The organism is Bifidobacterium actinocoloniiforme DSM 22766, assembly GCF_001263395.1.
Classification (GTDB): domain Bacteria; phylum Actinomycetota; class Actinomycetes; order Actinomycetales; family Bifidobacteriaceae; genus Bombiscardovia; species Bombiscardovia actinocoloniiformis.
Genome location: NZ_CP011786.1, coordinates 13,783 through 35,407, shown reverse-complemented (window position 1 = coordinate 35,407; position 21,625 = coordinate 13,783). Strand labels below are relative to the sequence as shown.

Annotated in this window: 17 protein-coding genes; 13 read left to right on the top strand and 4 right to left on the bottom strand. The window is 63.8% G+C overall.

Features of this window, described 5'->3' with window-relative positions; genetic code table 11:
- Positions 1–55 precede the first annotated feature (55 nt).
- Positions 56–1,126: a hypothetical protein gene (locus AB656_RS00130; protein WP_144418888.1), complete on the top strand. Its 1,071-nt coding sequence runs from the start codon at positions 56–58 to the stop codon at positions 1,124–1,126.
- A gap of 390 nt (positions 1,127–1,516) precedes the next feature.
- On the opposite strand, the gene AB656_RS00125 is transcribed toward AB656_RS00130, so the two are convergent.
- Positions 1,517–2,104: an NADPH-dependent F420 reductase gene (locus AB656_RS00125; protein ID WP_033504856.1), complete on the bottom strand. Its 588-nt coding sequence runs from the start codon at positions 2,102–2,104 to the stop codon at positions 1,517–1,519.
- A 148-nt stretch (positions 2,105–2,252) separates the two neighbouring features.
- Between AB656_RS00125 and AB656_RS00120 the strand changes: the two genes are divergently transcribed.
- The 3 genes from AB656_RS00120 to AB656_RS00110 all read left to right on the top strand — a co-directional run bounded on the left by AB656_RS00120 (position 2,253) and on the right by AB656_RS00110 (position 4,255).
- Positions 2,253–2,540, top strand: a complete 288-nt coding sequence (locus tag AB656_RS00120; protein WP_033504857.1) for a LysR family transcriptional regulator — start codon at positions 2,253–2,255, stop codon at positions 2,538–2,540.
- 14 nt (positions 2,541–2,554) lie between these two features.
- Entirely contained in the window at positions 2,555–3,157 is a 603-nt protein-coding gene (locus AB656_RS00115) for a LysR substrate-binding domain-containing protein (protein ID WP_033504858.1), read from the top strand.
- A 216-nt stretch (positions 3,158–3,373) separates the two neighbouring features.
- Positions 3,374–4,255, top strand: coding sequence for a hypothetical protein (locus AB656_RS00110; RefSeq protein ID WP_033504859.1), 882 nt, complete (start codon positions 3,374–3,376; stop codon positions 4,253–4,255).
- A 407-nt stretch (positions 4,256–4,662) separates the two neighbouring features.
- Here the strand turns inward: AB656_RS00110 and AB656_RS00105 are convergent, their stop codons facing one another.
- Both AB656_RS00105 and AB656_RS00100 read right to left on the bottom strand, forming a co-directional pair.
- Positions 4,663–8,598, bottom strand: coding sequence for an LPXTG cell wall anchor domain-containing protein (locus AB656_RS00105; protein ID WP_051905522.1), 3,936 nt, complete (start codon positions 8,596–8,598; stop codon positions 4,663–4,665).
- 106 nt (positions 8,599–8,704) lie between these two features.
- The gene (locus AB656_RS00100) at positions 8,705–9,658 is read right to left on the bottom strand and encodes a hypothetical protein (protein ID WP_051905523.1); all 954 of its coding nucleotides are present in this window, start codon (positions 9,656–9,658) and stop codon (positions 8,705–8,707) included.
- Between the two features lie 286 nt (positions 9,659–9,944).
- Between AB656_RS00100 and AB656_RS00095 the strand changes: the two genes are divergently transcribed.
- From AB656_RS00095 to AB656_RS00080, 4 genes are all read left to right on the top strand, one after another.
- Positions 9,945–10,436, top strand: coding sequence for an inorganic diphosphatase (locus AB656_RS00095; protein ID WP_033504860.1), 492 nt, complete (start codon positions 9,945–9,947; stop codon positions 10,434–10,436).
- 216 nt (positions 10,437–10,652) lie between these two features.
- The gene (locus tag AB656_RS00090; RefSeq protein WP_033504861.1) at positions 10,653–11,876 is read left to right on the top strand and encodes an ArgE/DapE family deacylase; all 1,224 of its coding nucleotides are present in this window, start codon (positions 10,653–10,655) and stop codon (positions 11,874–11,876) included.
- 113 nt (positions 11,877–11,989) lie between these two features.
- Positions 11,990–12,436: a DUF3290 domain-containing protein gene (locus AB656_RS00085; protein WP_033504862.1), complete on the top strand. Its 447-nt coding sequence runs from the start codon at positions 11,990–11,992 to the stop codon at positions 12,434–12,436.
- A 2-nt stretch (positions 12,437–12,438) separates the two neighbouring features.
- Positions 12,439–13,083 carry a DUF421 domain-containing protein gene (locus AB656_RS00080; protein WP_201777330.1) on the top strand — a complete coding sequence of 215 codons (645 nt, stop codon included), beginning with the start codon at positions 12,439–12,441 and terminating at the stop codon, positions 13,081–13,083.
- Positions 13,084–13,132: 49 nt separating this feature from the next.
- Here the strand turns inward: AB656_RS00080 and AB656_RS00075 are convergent, their stop codons facing one another.
- The gene (locus AB656_RS00075; protein WP_051905524.1) at positions 13,133–13,954 is read right to left on the bottom strand and encodes a hypothetical protein; all 822 of its coding nucleotides are present in this window, start codon (positions 13,952–13,954) and stop codon (positions 13,133–13,135) included.
- 225 nt (positions 13,955–14,179) lie between these two features.
- Between AB656_RS00075 and AB656_RS00070 the strand changes: the two genes are divergently transcribed.
- From AB656_RS00070 to AB656_RS00050, 5 genes are all read left to right on the top strand, one after another.
- Positions 14,180–15,031, top strand: coding sequence for a winged helix-turn-helix transcriptional regulator (locus AB656_RS00070; RefSeq protein WP_081925024.1), 852 nt, complete (start codon positions 14,180–14,182; stop codon positions 15,029–15,031).
- Positions 15,032–15,108: 77 nt separating this feature from the next.
- Entirely contained in the window at positions 15,109–15,804 is a 696-nt protein-coding gene (gene nth, locus AB656_RS00065; RefSeq protein WP_081925025.1) for an endonuclease III, read from the top strand.
- Between the two features lie 51 nt (positions 15,805–15,855).
- Positions 15,856–17,385 (top strand): ABC transporter substrate-binding protein, encoded by a 1,530-nt coding sequence (locus tag AB656_RS00060; protein WP_033504863.1) that lies wholly within the window; start codon positions 15,856–15,858, stop codon positions 17,383–17,385.
- A 123-nt stretch (positions 17,386–17,508) separates the two neighbouring features.
- Positions 17,509–20,265 carry a valine--tRNA ligase gene (gene valS / locus AB656_RS00055; RefSeq protein WP_033504864.1) on the top strand — a complete coding sequence of 919 codons (2,757 nt, stop codon included), beginning with the start codon at positions 17,509–17,511 and terminating at the stop codon, positions 20,263–20,265.
- A gap of 358 nt (positions 20,266–20,623) precedes the next feature.
- Positions 20,624–21,619, top strand: a complete 996-nt coding sequence (locus AB656_RS00050) for an alcohol dehydrogenase catalytic domain-containing protein (protein ID WP_201777329.1) — start codon at positions 20,624–20,626, stop codon at positions 21,617–21,619.
- The last annotated feature ends 6 nt before the right edge of the window (positions 21,620–21,625 follow it).

Genomic DNA, 21,625 nt, shown 5'->3' with positions numbered 1-21,625 from the left:
TCCCACTGTGTTATGCTGAGAGCATCATTGTTGGAGAAGTTAAGGGGAACCAATCATGGATGCAACTACAGACGAAACTATGCCCGAGGCCAGCCACAAGCGTCGCAGGCTTTGGATCATCGTCGCGGTCGTCGCCGTCGTGGCGCTCGTCGTCGCGGGCGTGTTGGCCTACCGGCAGGCGACCCGTTCAAGGGCCCTGTCCGCCTGCGAGAACGCCAGCAGTCAGTACCAGAGCGCCGTCAAGCAGCTGGATAAGACGAGATCCGCCGCCAGCCAGCAGGTCAAGGCCACCCCGGCCGGGGACGTGTCGGACGCCAAGGTCATCCAAGCCGTCACCAACGCCATGGGGGACGAAGCCAGCAAGGGCAAGGATAAGGCGAAGCCGGTCAAGGACAGCAAGCGGGCCATCCCCTCCTGCCCCGCCGACGCCAACGCCGGAACCCTGAACGGCAACACGGCGACCATCCGCCAAGCCGCCGACCAGGCGGGCAAGGACGGCAAGGCCATCGCCACGGCGAACGCCGCTTTGACCGCTGACGTGAGGAAGACCGTCAAAGCCCATTTGGACAAGGCCATCGGCGACGGCGACCAGCTCCTGGGCTCCACCGACGGGCAGGTCGCCGACAACGCCACCAGGGACGCATTGAAGACCGCCCTCGACCAAGCCAAGGCCGTGCAAGCCAACGCCAAAGCCAGCGTGGACGACCAACGCAAGGCCATCCAAGCCATCAACGACCAAACCAAAGCCGTCAACGACTCCAAAACAGCCAAAGACCAAGCCGACCAGGCCGCAGCCGACGCGCAAGCTACGGCATCGGCCGCGAATTCGGTACAAGCGCAGGCCGCGCCGTCATCAGGACAGGGCTATTCAGGCGGTGGTTATACGGGAACGCGCAGCTGGGGTGGAGGTAATGGGTACCACTCCGGTAATGGCGGTGGATACCGATCCAATGGCGGTGGTTCGCGTTCAACCTGGACGCCCGCACCATCAGCGCCGGCGCCATCCGCGCCAGCGCCAGCACCGGCAGCACCAAGTCATAGTGGCGGAATTTGGGATGATATAAATAACGGAGCTACTGGTCCCGCGATTGATAGCCATGGTAATTGCTTCGCTCGTTGCTTCTGATTGATTCATATCGTTCACGTAGACGGTCGATAATCACAATCGCCCGCTGGAATCGTGTGATTCCAGCGGGCGATTGTGTGACTGATAGTCGAGTCCGCATGAACGGAGGACCCAGGCGCGTAGGCCGCCTGGGATAAGACGATCGCCCATCCGGGCGTTATACGCAAGCAACGCGTTGCAGCTATGCACTGCCCATTCGCGTGGGCCACGCGTAGCTGCAACGCGGCTTGCGAAGGGGACGTTGCGGGCCCCCTTCAATCCCTCCCCTTGGCGTCGGGCCGCCCGGGCAGCCGACGCGCGGCGCGGCCCTCGACCGCTTAAGCCCGTCGAGGGCCGCGCCGGCAGTCAGGCGACCCGTCTCGCCTACGCAGGGATTCCAACAAGAAGGGGTTACGCGCGCATGAGTTTCAGAGCGATGCCAGTGCCCTGGCCCTGCATGTACGCCAGGCGAATCAGCACCTCGGCCACGGGCTCGATGTAGCGGGAGCAGGTGATGTCGCCGACGTATTGGGCGTCGAACCCGACTGAGCGGAGCAGGTCCACGACCGTACCGGCGCTGGCCTCCTCCCCGGCGACCGGGACGAACATCTGGTCCTTGCCGAAAGCGGTCAGGTCATGGTTGGGGGCCAGCACAGCGTTGAGCGCCTTGACGACCTTCGCCTTCGGCAGGGCCCTGGCGACCTGCTCGCCGGCGGAATCGCCGAACCCAACGGTGAGGTTCGCGAAGTCGGGGGTAAGGGGGTTGGTCATGTCGACGACCGTCTTGCCGTCCAGGGCGTCGACCCAGGCTTGCTGCAGGGACAGGGCGGCCGCCAAGGGAACGGCGAGGAAGACGAAGTCCGCCTGTCGAATAGCCTGCACGACATCCTCGACGCTGGTGGAGGTATTGACTGAGGCGACCGCATGGCCAGCGTCCCGCAGGCCCTTGCCAATGGCGGTGCCGACGTTGCCTGATCCGAGAATTACCATGTTCGACATTTGATTTCCTAATCATTGCATTTTCCGGTTTCCCGGTTTACGGAGTCAATCATTTCTCAGACCGATACTGGCAGCAAGGGCCAAAGCGCGAAGGGAACTATCGTAGAATACGATAGCTGTTCATTCGTGTTGAGGGGGCGGGGAGCACTTGGAAATCAGGCAGTTGGAAATTTTCCTCACGGCCGCCCGGGAAGAGAATTTCAGCAGGGCCGCCGAGGCCCTTTTCCTGCCGCAATCGGTGGTCAGCGAGCAAATCGGCAGACTTGAACGCGAGCTGGGAGTGAAGCTCTTCGACAGGTCCCACCGTGCGGTGCGCCTTACCTCCGAAGGGAGGACCGCCGTCGACCTCGCCTCGGTCGTCATGCGTGACGTGGGTCGGCTGCGCCGGGAGGTGAGCTCCCAGGGGAATCCAGCGGCCTCATCACCATCTCCCTGACCATCGGCAAGGGCATGACGGAGCGCGTCACCAAGGTCGCCAACGCCCTCCGGGCCAAAAAGGTGCAACTGGAGATAGTGGAAGCCAAACCCGCCCAAAGGGTCTCCCTGCTGGAAAGCGGCCAGGTGAACGCGGCGATTCTGCGTGGTCGCAGGGCCGGAGCCATGAGCAACTCCGAGCTGATTTGCGAGGATTACCTAGTGGCGGCCGTGAACAGGGCGCATGAGTCATTCGGAGCTTCCCGCATACCCCTGGAGTCTCTGCGCCATACTCCCATGGCCCTGACCACCCGCCAGGAGAACCCCATGCTGGTGGACCTGGTCGCGCACGCCTTCCAAATCGAGCCGAAACTCTTACCGCGCGCTTTCACCTTCAGCACGGTCGAAGCCGCCTTCGTGCAGATGTCCATCTACGACAAGCCTGCCTGGGTGCCGATTTACGAGGATTACGAGTCCCAGCACGACTACCAGGGGATATGGTCGGCACCGATTGACCCGCCCCTGACGGTTCCCGCCTATCTGATCACCAGCCCATCCTCCAGCGAGGCTCAGCATGAGGCAATCCGCCTCCTGCTGAAGTTCTGCCGACGCTTCGTGAAGAGGGATGCTGAAGCCTGAGCCCTGGCGAGGAAATGCCCTTGAGCGAACGCGGAGAAGGATTCCAAGGACGCGCTCGGTGCGCCAATAAGCCCGCAGACGCATCACCGGTCCTGCGGATGACCAGCCTGGCGCGATCCGCGAATGGAAGGAGGGGCGGCTAGCCTATAGAGCACGGACGCCTAGGGCAAGGCTGACGCGGATTCGCTCGTGCAGGGGCGGAATGGAGGGGATGAGATGGCTTCTATAGCTGAGTTCGTCAGGGTCTTTAAGCAGACCCACCCCGAGTACCTGTGCGAATTCGGCCCCACGGTGTACAGCAAGGCCAACCCCGACCACCTGGTGCGGGTCAGGGAGTCGAACGGCCACCTGGTATGCACTCAAGCGCAGATTTTCGGCTCGAAAACATACAATCTGGGCGAATTCGTGGGAGAGGACGACGAGCGCGAGCTGGCCGACCATGTGGTCCAAGTGCTCCACAGCATGGATACGGAATTCGACTACTGCCTGCGTAAGACTTGGAAATTCGGCGCGCGCATCCTCGACGACGAGAGCCGCGCGGCCGCCTGCAAGGCCTGGACCGACCTGCTAGGCTACGCGGACTTCTACCGGATCGAAGACTTAATCCAGTACCGTAATCTCGTAGAGCCCATCGTCGAGGTGCTCACCGACCAGCAGGAGGGGCTGCTCTTCCTCTGTAGCCTGATGATCGACCTGATGCACCCGGGTTACCTGGGCGAGCTCTACGGCAAGCAAGAGCAGCACGAGCGGATTCTTGACCAATACCGGCTGCTGATAGTGGACATGATTTACGGCTGGGAGATTCCCGGCAGCAGGGCCATCAAGGCCAGGAAACTGCTCCGCCCGCTGGTGGAGCGCCTGCCCTCGTCCAGCGTGAGCCAGGAACTGCGGGGCCGCTACCGGGAGGAGCTGCTGCTCTTGGACTGGTGGCTGGGCGACATCGAGGAAGCCATGAGCAAGGCCCGGCCCAAGGTCCTGCTAGGGGCGGTCGAGCAGAGCCGGAACGGGAAAGTGGATACAAGCTGCAGCATGGCCTTGTGGGTCGTTACCCAAAGCCTCCCCGGCTGGGTCTGGCAGGCCGAGGACTCCCGCTTCTGAGCCCACAGAGCCAGAGGATTCGCCAGCGCAATTGGCGCCATCCAACCATCACGCGCCACTGTAACCGAGCTCTTGGGAAATGCGGTTGGAGCAATCCAAGACCAGAGGGCCTAGGGCCCTCATACGCTTTTTTAGGGGGGGGGGCATAAACGCGGCAGCAGCAAAGGTCTTCTCGTCCGCCTTTGGTTCGATGCCCTCTTCCACACCGCAGGTACCAGGAAGGAAGGTCTTGTGACACTCGGGTCCTTTGACCTGATTGGCGCCCTCCTCTCTAGGATCGTAGGCGCTCCGAGAACAAGGCTCCCCCAAGACTGACGAGCACGGCCTAACCGCTCGATAGATAGGCTGACATCAGGGTCTGGGGTCGGCGGCGAAATCAGCACCGGCCCCAGACCCTTCCGCATGGCTCAAGCGCTGGCATGGTGGGCTTCGGTTGAGCGATGGCGTCTCCTCCTGGCAAAGGCCAGGGGGGGCAGACTGGCGCCGAACAGGGACAGACCCAAGCAGAAGAGGACCAGCACGTTGGAACCGGTCAGCGCCAGTGTCGCCGGCCTCAGCCCGTTCCAGTCGTCCGGCTGGGAGACCACGTCCGCTCCCCCGCAGCCGCCCTGCTTCTGGGTGCCAGGCTTATCGTCCCAGGGGTCGTCGTCCAAAACCGGGCAGTCCACGACCGGTTTGCCGCTGGCGAGAGCCCTATCGGTGTGCCTGTCACCATCCTTGACACCCTTGAGCCTGCCGGTCACGTCCACATGGTCGCCTGGTTTGAGGACCAGCTGATCGAAGCCCTCTGGATATTCGAAGCCTTCCACAGTCCCCGAGCCGAGGACCGTCTGATCATGCAGGGCCAAACCCGTCAGCGGCAGCTGACCTGTGTTAGTGATGCGGAAGACGATGACCGTCCCGTCCTTGGCGTCCTCCAAGGCCTCCTGGGGGTCGTTCCTGTCACCCGCCGCAGGGCCGCTGGCCTGGTCGAACTTCTCAACCGAGATGGCCGGCACCAGGTCGGGGGTCTTCGTCTCCACCTCGTTGGAGGGGCGTTGAACGCCGTTCAGGGTCTCAGTGAACCAGTTCTTGACCGATTCGGAGGCCTTGTAGCGAGTGAACTGCACGTAAGCTGACCAGGCTTGCTCCTCCACGTCGCGCGAAGCCAGCTCCAAGTACCGCTTGCTGGCCGTTATGGTCAGCTGGCTGCCTGTATCCTCGAAGTCGAACAACCCGCCGCCGAACGCTTTAGCGTCAAAGCCCTTGCCCGCGATCCGCTGACCGCGCTTGGCCAGCAGGCTCCCGTCCGCCGCCTTCAAATCCCGGTTGGCGTAGACGGACCACTGCCCGGTGGGCTTGTCGTGGTCCTTGTCGTACTTGTCGACGATGGACCAATCCGTCAGCTTGGGATACGCCCGATGGGCCGGCAGCACACTGGAATCCAACCGGTAGAGGAACTGGCTGTTGAAGTATACCTTCTGGTGGTCGATGCTGCCCCCACCTACCGTGACCACCACATCTTTGACCGGATTGACCGGCTTTAAGGGGTTGGAGACCGTATTGGTCACGTCCTGGCGGTCGTTGGAGACCTGCTTGGCCGTGTTGCTGACCGTGTAGCCGTCCTTGACGCTGATGACGGTGACCGGCAGGACCAGCTGGTAGCTGTGACCCAAGACCCGCTGATCAATGCCGGGATCCTTGACCGGGTCCAGCTTGCGGCCGGCGTACGCCTTGAGGTCCCCGGGCTGCGGATCGCCTTTAATGGTCTCACCGGTAGCGGGCACCAGAGTGTCCACCGTCCTGAAGAACGCGTAGACAATGCCGTCCTTGACTTGGATGTTGAGCTTGGCGGTCACGTCGGCACCCGAGTCATCCAAAACTTGGATGCCCGCCTCGTCCACCTTCAAGTGCTCCTGGTCATAGTCATCGATCACGCCCAATCGCTGCACCCGGTAGGCCGCCTGGTCAAGGCCACGGGCATCGATTCCCACCCGATAGTAGAGTTTGTCGCCCAGCAAAGCGGTTCTGCCGTCGATGATGACCGAGGGATCCTTTTGGGTCACCTGTTTGTCGGGCTTGGGGTCCGGTGGCAGGTTGACGACCTTGTTGCTCGGGGTGAGCGAATTGTTCAAGGTCAACCCCCACTGGTTATCCACCTTGGTATCGGCCGGCGCGCTCTTATCAACGGTCCCCTCGAAACGCACGATGATGCGCGGATGAAGGCCCGGCCTCCAGTTAGCGCGCACATAAGCGTCTGAGAAGACCAGGCGCACGGCATGGGCGGCGTCATCCCACTGGCTCGCGTACTGGCTCTTGGGCACGAACCCGCCGGTCGTCAGGTCGGTGATCTCCAAGGTCTGCTTGTCCACGTCCAGGTACCGGCTGTACGCATCGGTCACCGCCACCTGCGTCGGCTGGTAGGCCAGGTCGGCCGGCAGCTGCGGCTCGGTCTGCAAACGGTACTCCAGTTTCTGCCCGGGGAAGACGACCTTGCCGTCCACGCTGGACTGGTCGCCGCCCTGGCTTGACTCCGAGACCACGTCCTTCTTCACCGGGGGCACGTACCCGCAGATCCTGGGCTCGTTGGTCGGCGCCTCCTGATCGTTGACCGTCTCCGAACCCTTGTTGATGAACTCCGGCGATGGGCCGGCGTCGCCCGGATCGGGTTGCGTAGGACGTATAGGCCCAGGCCCGGCAGTGTCAGCCTTGTCTCCGGTAGGCACGAAGCCCCTGGTCAACTGGCCCGCCGAGGGCGAGCAGAAGGTGAGCTCGTCGCCGGGCCGCTTGCCATGGTCCTTGCGCACCTGCTCCGCGCCCTTGCCATGCGCGAAATTCACCCCGAACGGCGTGAACAAGGTCACCTGCAACGGCCGGCCCATGCCCTTAAGCTTGGCCAAATAGGATGGCTTCGCGGACGCCACGGCGCCGGAAGCGCTCATCGTGATGTCGAACTGGGCGGTCACGTCCCGGCCCTGGTTGATGATGTCGGCCACGCTGGACCGCCGGTAATGCCCGTCAGGCCCGGCCTCGGCGTCGGCCTCGTACACCCGGACCGCGCCCACGCCCCCGGCCTGGCCCACCAGGTACGAGGCCGCGCCCCAATCATCCGCCAGCTTGAACGCGCGGGGAGCCTCGATCAGGTTCGGGTCCACGGTGCCGTTGACCACGGCGCCCACCTGGTCCCCGTCCAGGAACGTGTGACCATCCGCCCCGGTCGTATTCGACTTGGACGGGTCGATCACGGCCCGCCACCTGCCGCTGGCCGGGTCCTGGAAGACCCAGGACTTGTCCGGGTCCGGCTTCCAGGTCGGGAACTCGCCCGGGGGCGTGCGCTGGTCCGCCTCCGTGGAGAAGCCCTTCCAGTACACCGAGCCGTCATCCCTGACGCCGCTGGTCTCCGGCCCATGCACCGTCACGTCCAGCTCGTACCGCCACGTATGGTTGTCGGGGATGCTCCCGCCCTTCCAGGTCGCCGTCGCGGTGTCCCCGGCCGGCGTGGACCCGTTCGCCGTGTTGAACGCGAACCGCCCGGAGAGGTCCTCGCCCGTCGTCGCGTCCACGACCCTCTGGTTGTTGACCGTGTACCGCTGCCCGTTCGCCGCGATCGCGTCCCTGAACACGAACTGCTTGCCGTTGACGCCCGTGCCCGACGCGATCACCGTATGGTTGACCATCGAATCCGCGCTCGTGCCACGCTCCACCGTCTTCGCCGGCGGCGCCGGCGGCACATCCGCAGGCTTCGGCTCATACTGGTTCAACGCGATCACCACCGTACTCACCGAATCACCCGTATACCCATCAACCAACGAATTCACCGAAGTACCAGGCTGATCAAAGAAAGGATCGGCAGTCGAATACTGGACACCGTGGTTGCTGTAGACGCGCCCTTGCACCATAGATGCCCAGCTTTGCAGCCAATCGGATTTCAGGTGGTGGACTTCGCCGCTGAATTGCTTGTTGCTGCCGGTCATGACGCCCACGCCCACCACGCGGCACTGGCCCTGATTGAGCTGGTCGGGATGGGCCTCGTTGAAGCGCGCGAGGCAGTTCGCGTTAGCCTCGCTCAACGCCTGCTGCGCGTGGCCGACGCCGCCGGGCAGCATGGTCACGCCCATCTGGCCGAACGCCCGGTACACGCTGCCCAGATCCCCGGCCGACCCGAACGCGCCATCATTACTATCCTGATACGCCCAACTGACCTGCGCGGCCATCTCGCCGCCGCCGTTGCCGTCGGACTTGCCGCCGCCGCCACCGGCGAACGCCACCCCAGCGGGCAACGCGGCCAGGGCCGCCACCGCCGAAACGACGGCCACGCCCTTCCTCACCCTGCCGGGATTCCTCAATAACCCCAGTTTCTTCATATGCTTTCCCTTACCATGAAGGGGACGGGCACACGTGCTCGTCCAACCCAGCCAGCGGGGCGACGACCTACCAAGCAATCAGCCCCGCTGGCACATTCTTAATCAATCAGCCAATACCACAAGCCTGACCCTTCTGGCACACAGGATTACCCATGTGATGCATCCAGTTGTTCACATCAGCGCTAACCCCTCCGCCTTGTGGCGCGGCGGGCGCTGCCGGTGCTGGCGCGGACCAGCCGCCGCCGCGATTAACGGAAGGCCGGTAGGAAGACCCACCCCCGCTGTAGGAGGGGGCCGACCGTTGGACCGGGGCCGACTGCTGGACGGCCTGAGCCGGCGCCGCCTGAGCCGCTTGCGCGGCCTGAGCGTCCGCCTCGGCCTTCGCCTGCGCGCTGGCGTTGACCTGGTCGAGCGCGGCCTGGATGGCGGCCTGCGCCTGCTGGTAGTCGGACGGCTTCGAGGAGGAGACCTTGCCCGCCGCGTCCAACGCCTGCAGCAGCCGCTCACGGGTGGCGTCATCGGCCACCTGCCCGTCGGTCTGCGCCAAACGCGCCGAACCCTCGTCCTGCTTCGCTTTCAACGCGGCCTTAGCGTCCGCCAAACTCTTCGCATCCCGCGAAGCCAACACCGCCTTCGCAGCCCGTTGGACCCGCACGCTGGCCCACTGGCGCCGATTCATCTGATCCCGCATCCGCTCACTGGCTGAGCGGAGCCCGGCCACACCCTGCGAAACCTGGCAGGCTTCCGGTTTGACCGGTTCAAGCCCTTTGACCGCTGCCTGCAAGGCGGTCAGCGTCTCGCGATTGGTCACCTGCCCCTCCTGAACCGCGCGCGCCTGGACCACCAGCCCTGGCTCTCTGGCCTTGGCCTGTTCAGATAAGCCCGCCGCCGCCTGTTGGCAGTCCGCCAGGGCCCGCCGCCACTGGTCGCGCGACCACCAGCCCAGCCCGGCCGCCAGCAGGAGGGCCACGACCACAATCGCGCCAGCGAGCGCCATCATCCGTCCCCGGGACCACCGCCGCCCTTCGGCCGCTTCGGCTCCCCTTCCGTCCTCGTCCATGTCCGTGCCTTTCCGTCCGTGGATACGCTGATATCCGACACTGCTCTTGCTCTATCAAAACACACCCAGCCCTTTCCCACCTAAGCCGCGCGCCCAGGCATGGGGATAAGTCTGACAGCCGCGCCCATCCGCGTCGAACCGCTGCAGGCTTGTGGTCGAATGTGGCCGCCAGTCGCCGCTTGTGGATAAGTCCGAGCCGGCGGCCTTGGGTAAGCGCCTGGGTAGAGTAAGCGGTGAGTGTCGGCGGGTTTGCGAGGCGCAAATCCCAGGAGTAAGGAGACAGGCTATGGCAGAGACGTTCGACGTGTTGGTGGAGATTCCGCGCGGTTCGCGCAACAAGTACGAGGTGGACCACGAGTCCGGCCGCATCAAGCTGGACCGCACCCTGTTCACCTCTATGGGCTACCCGGACGATTACGGCTATATCGAGGGCACGCTGGGCGAGGACGGCGACCCGCTGGACGCCCTGGTGATGATTCCCAACTCCGTCTTCCCCGGCTGCGTGGTGGAGTGCCGCGCCGTGGGCCTGTACCACATGGTGGACGAGGCCGGCGGCGACGACAAGGTCTTGTGCGTGCCCGCCGACGTGCGTTTCGACGACATCAAGGACATCGACGACGTGTCCGACTTCCACAAGGCCGAGATCAAGCACTTCTTCGAGCAGTACAAGGCCCTGGAGCCCGGCAAGGAAGTCATGCCCGGTGATTTCTGGACCAACGCCGAGGCCGCCGACAAGGAGATCGTCGCGGCCCGCAAGCGCTTGGCCGACCAGGGCTGAGGCCTTCGGAGGAACCGCAACCGCCGCCGGAGGGACGGGGTATGGGCGCCAAGCCCGAACCCTCGCCCCGCCGGCGGCGGCGTATCTGGACGCTCAACATTCGACCACATGCGCGAACAAACCCGTGCAAGCGCACGAAAAGCTATAGAGTGGGAGCAGGACGGGATCGAGCACGGGGGTCGACCCCCTAAAGCGGAAACGCAGAAGGAGCATTCGATGACAAACGAAGAGAAGTTAGAGCTGCTGCGCAAGCTGGTGGCCTTCCAATCCGTGAACGGGCATGAGCTGCCGGTGGCGGAATTCATCAAGTCCCTGCTCGCCAAGGAGGGCATCGAATCCGAGATTGTGCCGACCGGCGAGGATCGCGCCGACCTGGTGGCCTCCATCGGCTCGGGTCATCCGGTCCTGGCGATCTCCGGCCACATGGATGTAGTCGACGTGGATCGGGGCAACTGGAAGACCGACCCCTTCGTCCTGACCCAGGCCGATGACGGAGACAGCCTTTACGGGCGCGGCGCCACCGACATGAAGAGCGGCCTGGCGGCCATGATCATCTCGATGATCGAGCTCAAGCGCGAAGACGCTCCGCTCAAAGGCACACTCAAGTTTTTGGTCACCTCCGGCGAGGAAGTCGGCCAAGAGGGGGCGGAAATCCTCCAACGCAAGGGCTACATGAAGGGCGTGGACGCCCTTTTGATCGGCGAGCCCTCGGGCTACTTGGCCGTCTACGCCAACAAGGGAGAGCTGGACCTGACCATCAAGGCGCAGGGGAGGGCGGCCCACAGCTCCATCCCCGCCCTGGGCGTCAACGCGGTCGAGGCCCTGCTGCAAGTCCTGGACCAAATCAAGGAGCGCATGGCGCAGGCCAGCGCATCCGCCAACAACGACGTGCTAGGCGGCACGGTCTTCAACATCGACACGATTCGCGGCGGCAACCAGGTCAACGCCATCCCCGCCAACGCCGAGGCGGAGATTAACATCCGCACGATTCCCGAGTTCGACAACGAGGTCATCCTCAAGACCATCAATGAAGTCATCGACTCCTTCAACGCCTCCAGCCAGGCGCACGTGAGCATGGATGTGGACATGGACATCGTGCCGATCATCGGCAACGTGGACTCCAAACTGATCAAGCTGGCCCAGGAAGTGGCCAAGCCCTACATGGCCAAAGTCGAATGGACCGAGGAGGGCGAGCGCAAGGCCCGTGCCCTGTCCAAGGCGGTAGGCGCCCCCTTCTCCAAGACCGACCTGGTGACCTTGGGCGTCTCAGGCGGCACCGACGGCTCCAAGTTCCTGATCGACCAGCCGATTGGCTTCGACTACCTGATGTTCGGTCCCGGCTCAGGTACCCAGCACCAAGACAACGAGTGGGTTTCCAAGGCTATGTACCTGGACTTCACCCACTTGTACAAGGAGCTTTTCAAGCGCTACCTGTCGTGAGCGCTCACAGCCGCGGCGAACGCGAACGCTGGCCCCTGGGGGCAATCTGGGGGTAGGGCCGTCCTACAATTGCCCTGTAGGCGTATTCAGCCTTTAAGGACGGCGAACAGCACATGACCTTCTATACCTATGACTACTTAAAGGGGGGCCAGACCAACTGGGCGATCGCCAAGATCGTGGTGATCGCCTTGCTGGCCTTGGCCTTTTTAGTCTTTATGGTCAAGTACACCCGCAATAAGTGGGACATGAAGTACAAGGACCTCTCGATCATATTGGGCACCCTCCTGCTGCTGGCGGTCGCGATCCAGTACTCGGATTTCACCAACTTGCGCACAGCCAGCGTGCAGAGCGGGCAATTGACGGTGGTCATCGAGAAATCCGCGAAGAAACTGGGGGTGGACCCGCATTCAGTAGCCATCAACGACACCTCGCGCAACAACAATATGCTGGTTAAAACCCCCAAGGGCTACTACTCGCTGGTCTTTAACGGCTCCGGCTCGGAATTCCTGTTGGTCAAAGCCAACCTTTACGAGCCTGACATCACAGTGAAAGGGGAGTAGCCGTGGACATCAACTTCTATATCGAGGTGGCGGCCAAGCTGATTATCGGCCTGCTCTTCATCACCCTGCTGATCAACGTGACCGGCAAAGGCAACCTGGCTCCGACCTCACCGACCGACCAGTTGCAGAACTACGTGCTGGGCGGCATTATCGGCGGCGTGATTTACAGCAGCACGATCACAATGGCCCAGTACATCGTGATCCTGCTGATTTGGGCCTCGCTGATCCTCATCACCCGCTACGCCAAGACCCACATCCACGCGGTCGGCAAGTACATAGACGGCGAGCCGGTCACAATCGTCAAAGACGGCCAGCTCCTGGTCAAAAACTGCTTGAAAGTCCACCTGACCGCCAAGGAAGTGGACTTCAAGCTGCGCACCGGCGGGGTCTCCGACATCCACGACGTGCAGCGGGCGATCGTTGAGCAGAACGGCTCCCTGACGATTCTGCACAAGGGCGATAAGGATGTGCGCTACCCAGTCATCGTGGACGGCAGGACCAACCCGGACGTGCTGGAGCTGATGGACCGCGACGAAGAATGGCTGGAGGGCAAGCTCAAGGAGCAAGGCGTCAAGAGGGTCAGCGACGTCTTCCTCGCCAAATACCAGGACCAGAAGCTCGACGTGGTCACCTACTCCGGCCGGTAATCAGTACCAGCAACCCGGACCAGGGCCGGGGAGGCTGTGCGTACCGGGCCTAGCCCAACAGGTGAACGGTGTAGAGGGCGACGACCACCAGCCCCCCGGCCAGCATCATCGGAATCAACGCGATAGCCAGCCAGGACTGGGCCTCGCGCCGCCTCCTGGCCCCCAGGTCAACCCACCAGCCCCAGGAGGCGGCGCACAAGCCGACGGCCAGGACCAGGGCGACCAGCACGGCCAGCGAGCAGAGCAAGGCCTTCCGATCGCCCAGTCCAGCGGGCAGGTCCACCGATAGGTGGGACATCAGCGAAGGCAGGAAAATCCAGCCAGGCACGCAAATGCAGGTCAGACCGCTGATAACGTTGGCCGACAGGCCACGAATCACCTCCGTACGGTTCAAACGGAGCATCTGCCGACCGAAAGCGAGAACCACCAGGAGAATCAACAGCAGGCAAGCCAGGTCCACCCACTTGTCCAACACGGCCCACTGCGCATCCAAACCTTCGCTCCCGCTGACCACAGCGATCATGTTCCAATAGCAGGCGCCAATCAATGAGGCCGCTCCCAGGATGAAGGGAAAGAGGCTGTCGAACAGGCTATCGGCCCCGCCTCGGGCAAGGGAATAGGCGGAAAGGCAGATCACTGCCACACCTAGGCAGAGCAAATTAGCGACCGAGATCAGCGACTCGGAGCCGAACGGGGAGCGGGCCAGAACCGAAGGCAGCAGGAGCACGAGCAAAAGCAGGGCTTGGGTCAGTGGAATGCCAGGCTTGAGCGCAGCGTGATGGCCGCGCCGCCGGGGGGAGCGCTTACGGGAATCACCCCCGCTCGTGGGCCCTGTGCCTACGCGCGCGTGCTTTCCGCCTTTACCGCCCATCGTTATAAGCCTCCACGAAGTTCAATCCCCAGCCATTGCCTTCCAAAGCCGGGGCCGGCGTATCCCGAACCGACAAGACTAATCTACCCTGCCTTCCCCACTTTTGGCTGTCGGCCTTCGTAATCGAACCACTTCGACATACCCGACTGTACAATGAGTCCCACACCCTGAAGAGGGCCGCACGCAAGGCGGGAGGAGGGTAAGGCCGTGACGGATTTGACGCTGATGACCTTTGCTAAGGACCCCGCTACTGTGCTGCCCGCCTTGGCTTTGCTTTCCTATCGCGTCCGCGTGCTTCCGCTGGATGCCGACTCCCTGGTCAAAATGCCGGAGGACACCATACTCTTCGTTGACGCCTGCGACGACCTGGCCTCCGCCAAGACCCTGTGCAGCCTGATGAGAGCCTCAGGCCTGGGCACGCCGGTCATCCTGGTACTGAGCGAAGGCGGTTTCACCGTCGTCAACCGGGACTGGGGGCTGACGGACATCGTGGTGCGCACCGCGTCCCCAGCCGAAGTGGAAGCGCGTCTGCGACTGGTCATCGAAGGGGGCAGGCGCTCCCATCCCTCCGCTCCCATCCCTGCCGCCAGCCAAGCGGAACCGGAGCCTGAGGAAGGGCAAATCCGCGCCGGCGACCTGCTGGTGGACACGGACGGCTACACGGCCCGCCTGCGCGGCCAGCCGATTGACCTGGCCTACAAGGAGTTCGAGCTGCTCAAATACTTGGTGCAGCATCCGGGTCGGGTCTTCACCCGCGCCCAGCTCCTCCAAGAGGTATGGGGGTATGACTATTACGGCGGCACCCGCACCGTGGACGTGCACATCCGCCGCTTGCGCGCCAAGTTGGGCGGTGAGTACGAGCATCTGATCGGCACAGTGCGCAATGTGGGCTACCGGTTCGACCCCGCCGATACTGACGGGCAGGAGCCGGGCAAAGATGGCAGCGGGCGCCAAACGCCCAAGGGAGGCCAGGAGCCGACGCAGGACACGACGCCCCCGGACCGGCAGACCCACAAGGCGTCGCGAAGCAAGCACCCTCACGCTAACAGTGGGCACGGGGGCGGAAAGACGGTGTGAAACGCATGGCAGCAGCGGCGACGGCAGCGAAACATCCCGGCAGCTGGCGGGAGGGCAAGCGCTCCCGAATCCAGCGAATGCACCAAGAGTATGAGATCCTATGCGAGGAGTTCCCCGACGCGGTCTGCGCCCTGGACCACCGTGACGCCTTCGAGCTCCTGGTAGCCACGGTCCTGAGCGCCCAAACCACCGACAAGCGGGTCAATACGGTCACTCCAGAACTTTTCCGACGCTTTCCCGACGCCAAGGCCCTGGCCGGAGCAGACCTGGGCGAGGTGGAAGCCATCATCCATCCCGTCGGTTTTTACCACGCCAAAGCCGTCCACCTGATCGGCCTGTCCCAGATGCTGGTGGACGACTACCAAGGCCAGGTGCCGGCGGCCATGGACGAGCTGGTCAAACTGCCTGGCGTGGGCCGCAAGACCGCAAACGTGGTGCTAGGCAACGCGTTCGGCATCCCCGGCTTCCCAGTGGACACCCACGTGACCCGCGTCACGGCCCGCCTGCGCTGGCGGGAGGACTGGCGCTCCACCCATCCGGACCCAGTCAGGATCGAGCGCGAAATCTGCGAGTGCTTCCCGCCCGAGGACTGGACCAACCTCTCCCACCGGCTCATCTTCCACGGACGAGTCACCTGCCACTCCCGCAAACCCGACTGCGCCAACTGCCCCCTGGCCGCCTCCTGCCCCTCCGCGGAGCTCTTCCTGGGTGCGCCAGTCGAGTCCGACCAAGTGCCCCGCTTCCACCAGGGACGTCGGGTCGACCAGGGCTGAAGCCGTAGCGCCTCACCGGACCCGGGGGCCCGGCCCGTTAGAATCAGGAGTATGACGCAGGAACAGCACAAGAGACTCAAGCCAGGCCTGACCTTCCTCATCACCCTCGTAGCCCTGAGCCTTGTGGCCGCACTCATCTGGCCCCTCGTGAACCGCTGGGAGAGACGGACGGTGGCCGAACAAGGAGGGACGGTGCGCATCGGAGCCCGCCAAGCGCCCGGGTCCTTGGACATCCGCACCGAGCCTGGCCAGGGCGTGGAGCAGGCCCTCCTGGGCAACGTCTACCAGACCTTGGTGGGCCTGGACGACCAGGGCAAGCCCGAGCCGGGCGTGGCTGACCACTGGCGGGTCTCGGCGGACGGCCTGACCTACACCTTCCACCTGCGCGCCGGCGAGGAGTTCGAGGACGGCTCCGCCCTGGACTCCGACGCGGCCCTCTGGTCCCTCCAGCAGATCCTGGCGAACAAGTACGTGGGGTGGCAGAGCCTGAACAACCTGGCCCAGGTGACCAACCCCTCCTCCGACGAGCTGCGGGTGGAGCTCAAGAGCCCCGACGCCCGCCTGCCCCGCATCCTGGCAAGCCGCGCCGGAATCGTCTACAACCGCGGCGCCCGGGTCAACTACGCCAGCCAGTCGGCCGGATCGGGCCCCTACGCGGTGGAGGATTACCAGAACGGCCAGGAGCTCACCTTGAGCCGCAGCAAGACCTACAATGGCCCCCACAAGGCGGCGATTGGCACCGTGATCCTGTCGTACAAGGAGGGCTCCAGCGGCCAGGCCCAGCAGGTGGCGGACGGTAAGCTCGACGCCGCCGTGGATCTCAGCCCGCAGGAGGCGGGCACGGCCAAGGGCCTCAAGGGCTTCGCAACCTCCACCGGGGTCAGCCAGAGCAATCTGGTCCTGGCTTTCAATGATTCCCAGACATCCATCCTCTCCGACCAGCGCTTCAAGGAGGCCGTGCGCTATGGGGTGGACCGGCCGGCCATCGCGGCGGGCTCCAACGGCACAGCCAAGGCGTTGAACGGGCCGGTCAACGACCTCTCCGCCGGTTACGACGCGGGCTACGCCCCATTCCAGCACGACGCGGCCAAGGCCCGCTCCCTGGCCGGCTACTTCAACCCCTCCTTCTACCACGGCCGCCTTCGTCTGGTCTACGAGCAGAGTCTGGGCGGGCAGGTGGGACAGCAGGTCAAGGACCAACTGGCTGAAGCGGGCATCCCTGCAGAGGTGACCATGCTGGACCAAGCCGCCTTCCAAGACCAGGTTATGACCAAGCGCGACTACGAGCTGACCCTGCTGACTATGTCGAACGACGACATATCCCAGTTCGCCGACCCGAACTCCACCATGCTCTTCGACGACCCCGAGTGCCAGCAGCTCTTCCGCCTGGCGACTGGAGCGTCCTCCGAGCAGGACTACGCCTCCCGGCTCAAGCAGTACGCCCGGTCGCTGGCTGACAAGTCGCCCAGCGACTGGCTTACCGCCAAGACCCCGGTGAATGTGCGGGCCTTCCGGCTCAAAGGCTTGAACGAGAACATGAGCGACGACCGCCTGGCCGCCTGGCGGATTGACCGCGGCTGAGCGCCCCCAAGGGAGCAGGGCTTCCATAGGCACCGAACCCTACTGCCGACTGGGCACAGGCACATTCGACCACATTGCGGATGCGGACGCGCGCTTGTCAGCGTTCGCCCATAAACTGGGCCTATGTCAAAACGCCAAGGAACCGTAGAAGCTAAGCTGACCCCCCTGCCCGACCGGGTGGGTGTGGATGGGTTGGAAGATAAGTGGAGCGAGCGCTGGGAACAGGCCGGCACCTATAAGTTCGGCGAAAGCCGCGACCGCGAGTCGGTCTACTCGATCGACACCCCGCCCCCCACGGTCTCCGGACACTTGCACGTGGGGCATGTCTTCTCCTACACGCACACCGACGTCATCGCCCGTTTCAAGCGTATGCGCGGCTTCGACGTGTTCTACCCGATGGGCTGGGACGACAACGGCCTGCCCACCGAGCGCCGGGTGCAAAACTATTACGGCGTGCGCGTGGACACCTCGCTCAAGTACGACCCCGACTTCAAGCCGCCCTTCGAGGGCACCGAGGGCAAGAAGATCCAAGCCAAGGACCAGGTGCCCATCTCACGGCGGAACTTCATCGAACTGTGCGAACGGCTCTCGGCCGAGGACGAGCAGCTCTTCGAACGGCTCTGGCGCTCCTTGGGCCTGTCGGTCGACTGGTCGCAGACCTACCACACAATCGGCGAACGACCTCGTCGAGTGGCGCAGAAGGCCTTCCTGCGCAATCTTAAGCGCGGCGAGGCCTACCAGCAGGAGGCTCCGGGCCTGTGGGACGTGACCTTCCAGACGGCCGTGGCCCAAGCCGAGCTGGAGAGCCGCGAGTACGACGGTTTCTACCACCGCGTGGCCTTCCGCTTCGCCGATGGCACCCCTATATACATCGAGACCACGCGCCCGGAGCTGCTTGCGGCCTGCGGAGCCCTGATCGCCCACCCCGACGACAAGCGCTACCAACCCTACTTCGGCCAGAAGGTCTACTCCCCCTTGTTCAAGGTGGAGGTGCCAATCCTGGCCCATCCGGCGGCTGAAATGGACAAGGGCGCCGGCATCGCCATGTGCTGCACCTTCGGCGATGTGACCGATGTCGAATGGTGGCGGGACTTGAAGCTGCCCACCCGTTCAATCATCCAACGCAATGGGCGCATCATCATGTTCACGCCGGACTGGATCGAGGACCAGGACGGTCGGGCGCTCTTCAAGTCGATCGAAGGCAAGACCACGTTCACGGCCCGCAAGATGATCGTTGACGCCTTGCGGGAGTCAGGCGACTTGGACGGGGAGCCCAAGCTCACCAAGCGCATGACCAACTTCTACGAAAAGGGCGACAAGCCCCTGGAGATCGTCACCTCCCGCCAGTGGTACTTGAAGAATGGGGGCACCGACGCCAAGCTGAACGCTGAGCTGATCGAGCGCGGCAAGGAGCTGAATTTCCACCCCGGGTTCATGCGGGTGCGCTATGACAACTGGGTGAGCGGGCTCAACGGGGACTGGCTAATCTCCCGCCAGCGCTTCTTCGGCGTCCCCTTCCCCCTGTGGTATCCGGTCGGAGAGGACGGGGAAACCGACTTCGCCCACCCAATCACCCCGGCCGAGGACCGGCTGCCGATTGACCCTTCGATCGACGCGCCCGAAGGCTTCGACGAATCCCAGCGTGACCAACCCGGCGGTTTCACAGCCGAGAAGGACATCATGGACACCTGGGCCACCTCCTCGCTGACCCCGCAGATCGTCACCCATTGGGCCGAACCGGACCAAGCCAGCCAGGACCTCTTCAAGGCCACCTTCCCGATGGACCTGCGCCCCCAGGGCCAGGACATCATCCGCACCTGGCTTTTCTCCTCGGTGGACCGTGCTCACTTGGAGAACGGCTGCCTGCCCTGGAAGCACGCCACGCTTTCGGGGTGGATTCTGGACCCGGACCACAAAAAGATGTCCAAGTCCAAGGGCAACGTGGTCGTTCCCGACCAGCCGATTAAGCAGTACGGAGCCGATGCGGTGCGCTACTGGGCCTCCTGCGCCCGGCTAGGCCTGGACGCCACCTACGACGAGGGGCAGATGAAGATTGGCCGCCGCCTGGCCATCAAGCTGCTCAATGCCAGCAAGTTCGCGCTTTCGATTGGCCGAGAAGACGAGAACCATCACGTAGGGCAGCCCGCCCAAGCCTCCTGGGACCCGGCAGATGTGACCGTAGCCCTGGATAGGGCCGTGATGGCCCGCTTGGCGCAAGTGGTCGATGAGGCCACCCAGTCTCTGGAAGCCTACGAGCACTCCAAGGCCTTGGAAGTAATCGAGTCCTTCTTCTGGAATTTCTGCGACGACTATATCGAGCTGGCCAAGAACCGCGCTTATGGCAAGCCGGACGATCAGGGCGTGGAGCCTGACGAGGCCGACGTCCGCTCAGCCCGGACCACGCTGGGCCTGGCCCTGGACGCCTTCGCCCGTCTCTTCGCGCCCTTCCTGCCCTTCGCCACGGAAGAGGTCTGGCAGTGGATGCACGAGGGGTCTGGTTCGGTTCACAGGGCCTCCTGGCCCACCGCTGAAGCCTACCGGGCCGCCGCTGCCGGCGTCTCCCCCGACCTCCTGACCTGGGCGGGCGACGCCCTAGCCGAGCTGCGCAAGATCAAGTCCGAGGCCAAGGTGTCGATGAAGACCCCGATCCTCTCCGCCAAACTGGCCGTAGCGCCTGAGGGCTTGGAAGCGGTCAAGGCGGCCCTGGACGACATCGCCCAAGCAGGCCGAATGACCGGGCCGATTGAAGCGGTCGAGGACGCCTCCCTGAGCAAGGGGGCAACCGGCGCCGAAAACGGCGAGGGCGAGTCCACCTCAGCCGTGCAAGTGGCGCAGAGCGAGCTGGGCGAACCTCCAGCCAAGAAGCCACGCAAGCAGTGACCGGCTACTGAACCTCGAATTCCGATCAGTCAGGTCCCCATTTGGCTCTACGCCAGATGGGGACCTGAACTTTTCCTAAGCACTGGCGGCAAGCCATCCCCCACCTCCCCTAAGCCGCGCCTTGCACTATTTTGTGAAGTGGGTACTGACGGAGAGCGCGGCGGGGAAAGCGCTTCAGCGGGGGAACAACAGGACGTCATCCACTCACAGGCGGCACAAGATACAACAGCAGGAAAGAGAGCAGTCACATGGAAGTCACCGGCGCCGTGCTCAACGCCATGGAAGCGCCTAAGCCATATGCTCAGTCACGTCCGTTGACGGTCGAACAACTTGAGCTGGACGCCCCCAGCGCGACGAAGTGCTGGTCAAGGTCACGGCATCCGGCATCTGCCATTCGGATCTTTCGGTCGTGAACGGCTCCAGACCACGCCCCACACCGATGCTGCTGGGCCATGAGAACACGGGCATCATCCAGGAGCTGGGGCCCGGTGTGGAAGGTCTGTCGGTCGGCCAGCACGTCACCCTCGCCTTCCTGCCCCGCTGCGGCAAGTGCGCCAACTGCCTGACCGGCGGCCGCCTGCCCTGCATTCCCGGGTCTGAAGCCAACCAGGCCGGCACCCTGATGAACGGTGGCATCCGCCTGCACAGGGGTGAGGAACCCGTTTACCATCACTTGGGCGTGTCTGGATTCGCCACCTACGCCGTAGTGGACCGCCGGTCGGTCGTTCCGGTCCCCGCAGAGCTCCCTAAGGCCATAGCGGCCGTTCTGGGCTGCGATGTGCTCACCGGAGGCGGGGCGGTTTTGAACGCCGGCGACCCCCAGGATGCGCAGGATGTGATGGTGCTGGGCCTGGGCGGGGTCGGCATGAGCGCCATCCTGACCGCCGCGGCTTTGGGTCGTGGGCGCGTAATTGGCGTGGATATCAACAAGGCCAAATTCGACGATGCCCTGAGCATGGGCGCCACCGACGTGTATACGGTCGAGGAAGCGATCAACAAGGGCGTCAAGGCACCGATCGTGATTGAGGCCGCCGGCGCGCCCGGGGTGCTGGACCAGGCGTTCGACTTGACGGCGATGGGCGGCAAGACCATCACCGTAGGCTTCCCTAAGCCGACGACGCGGGTCAGCCTGCCCTCCAGCGTAATCACTGGCGAAGCGCACACCATCATCGGCAGCTACCTCGGTTCGGCCGTGCCTGCCAACGACATCCCCCGTTACGCCCAATTGTGGTTGGACGGCAAGCTGCCGGTCGAGAAACTCATCAGTAACCATATCCGGTTGGACGACATTAACGAAGCGATGGATGAGCTGGACCGAGGCCAGGCCTTACGCCAAGTCATCGAATTCGACTGATTGATC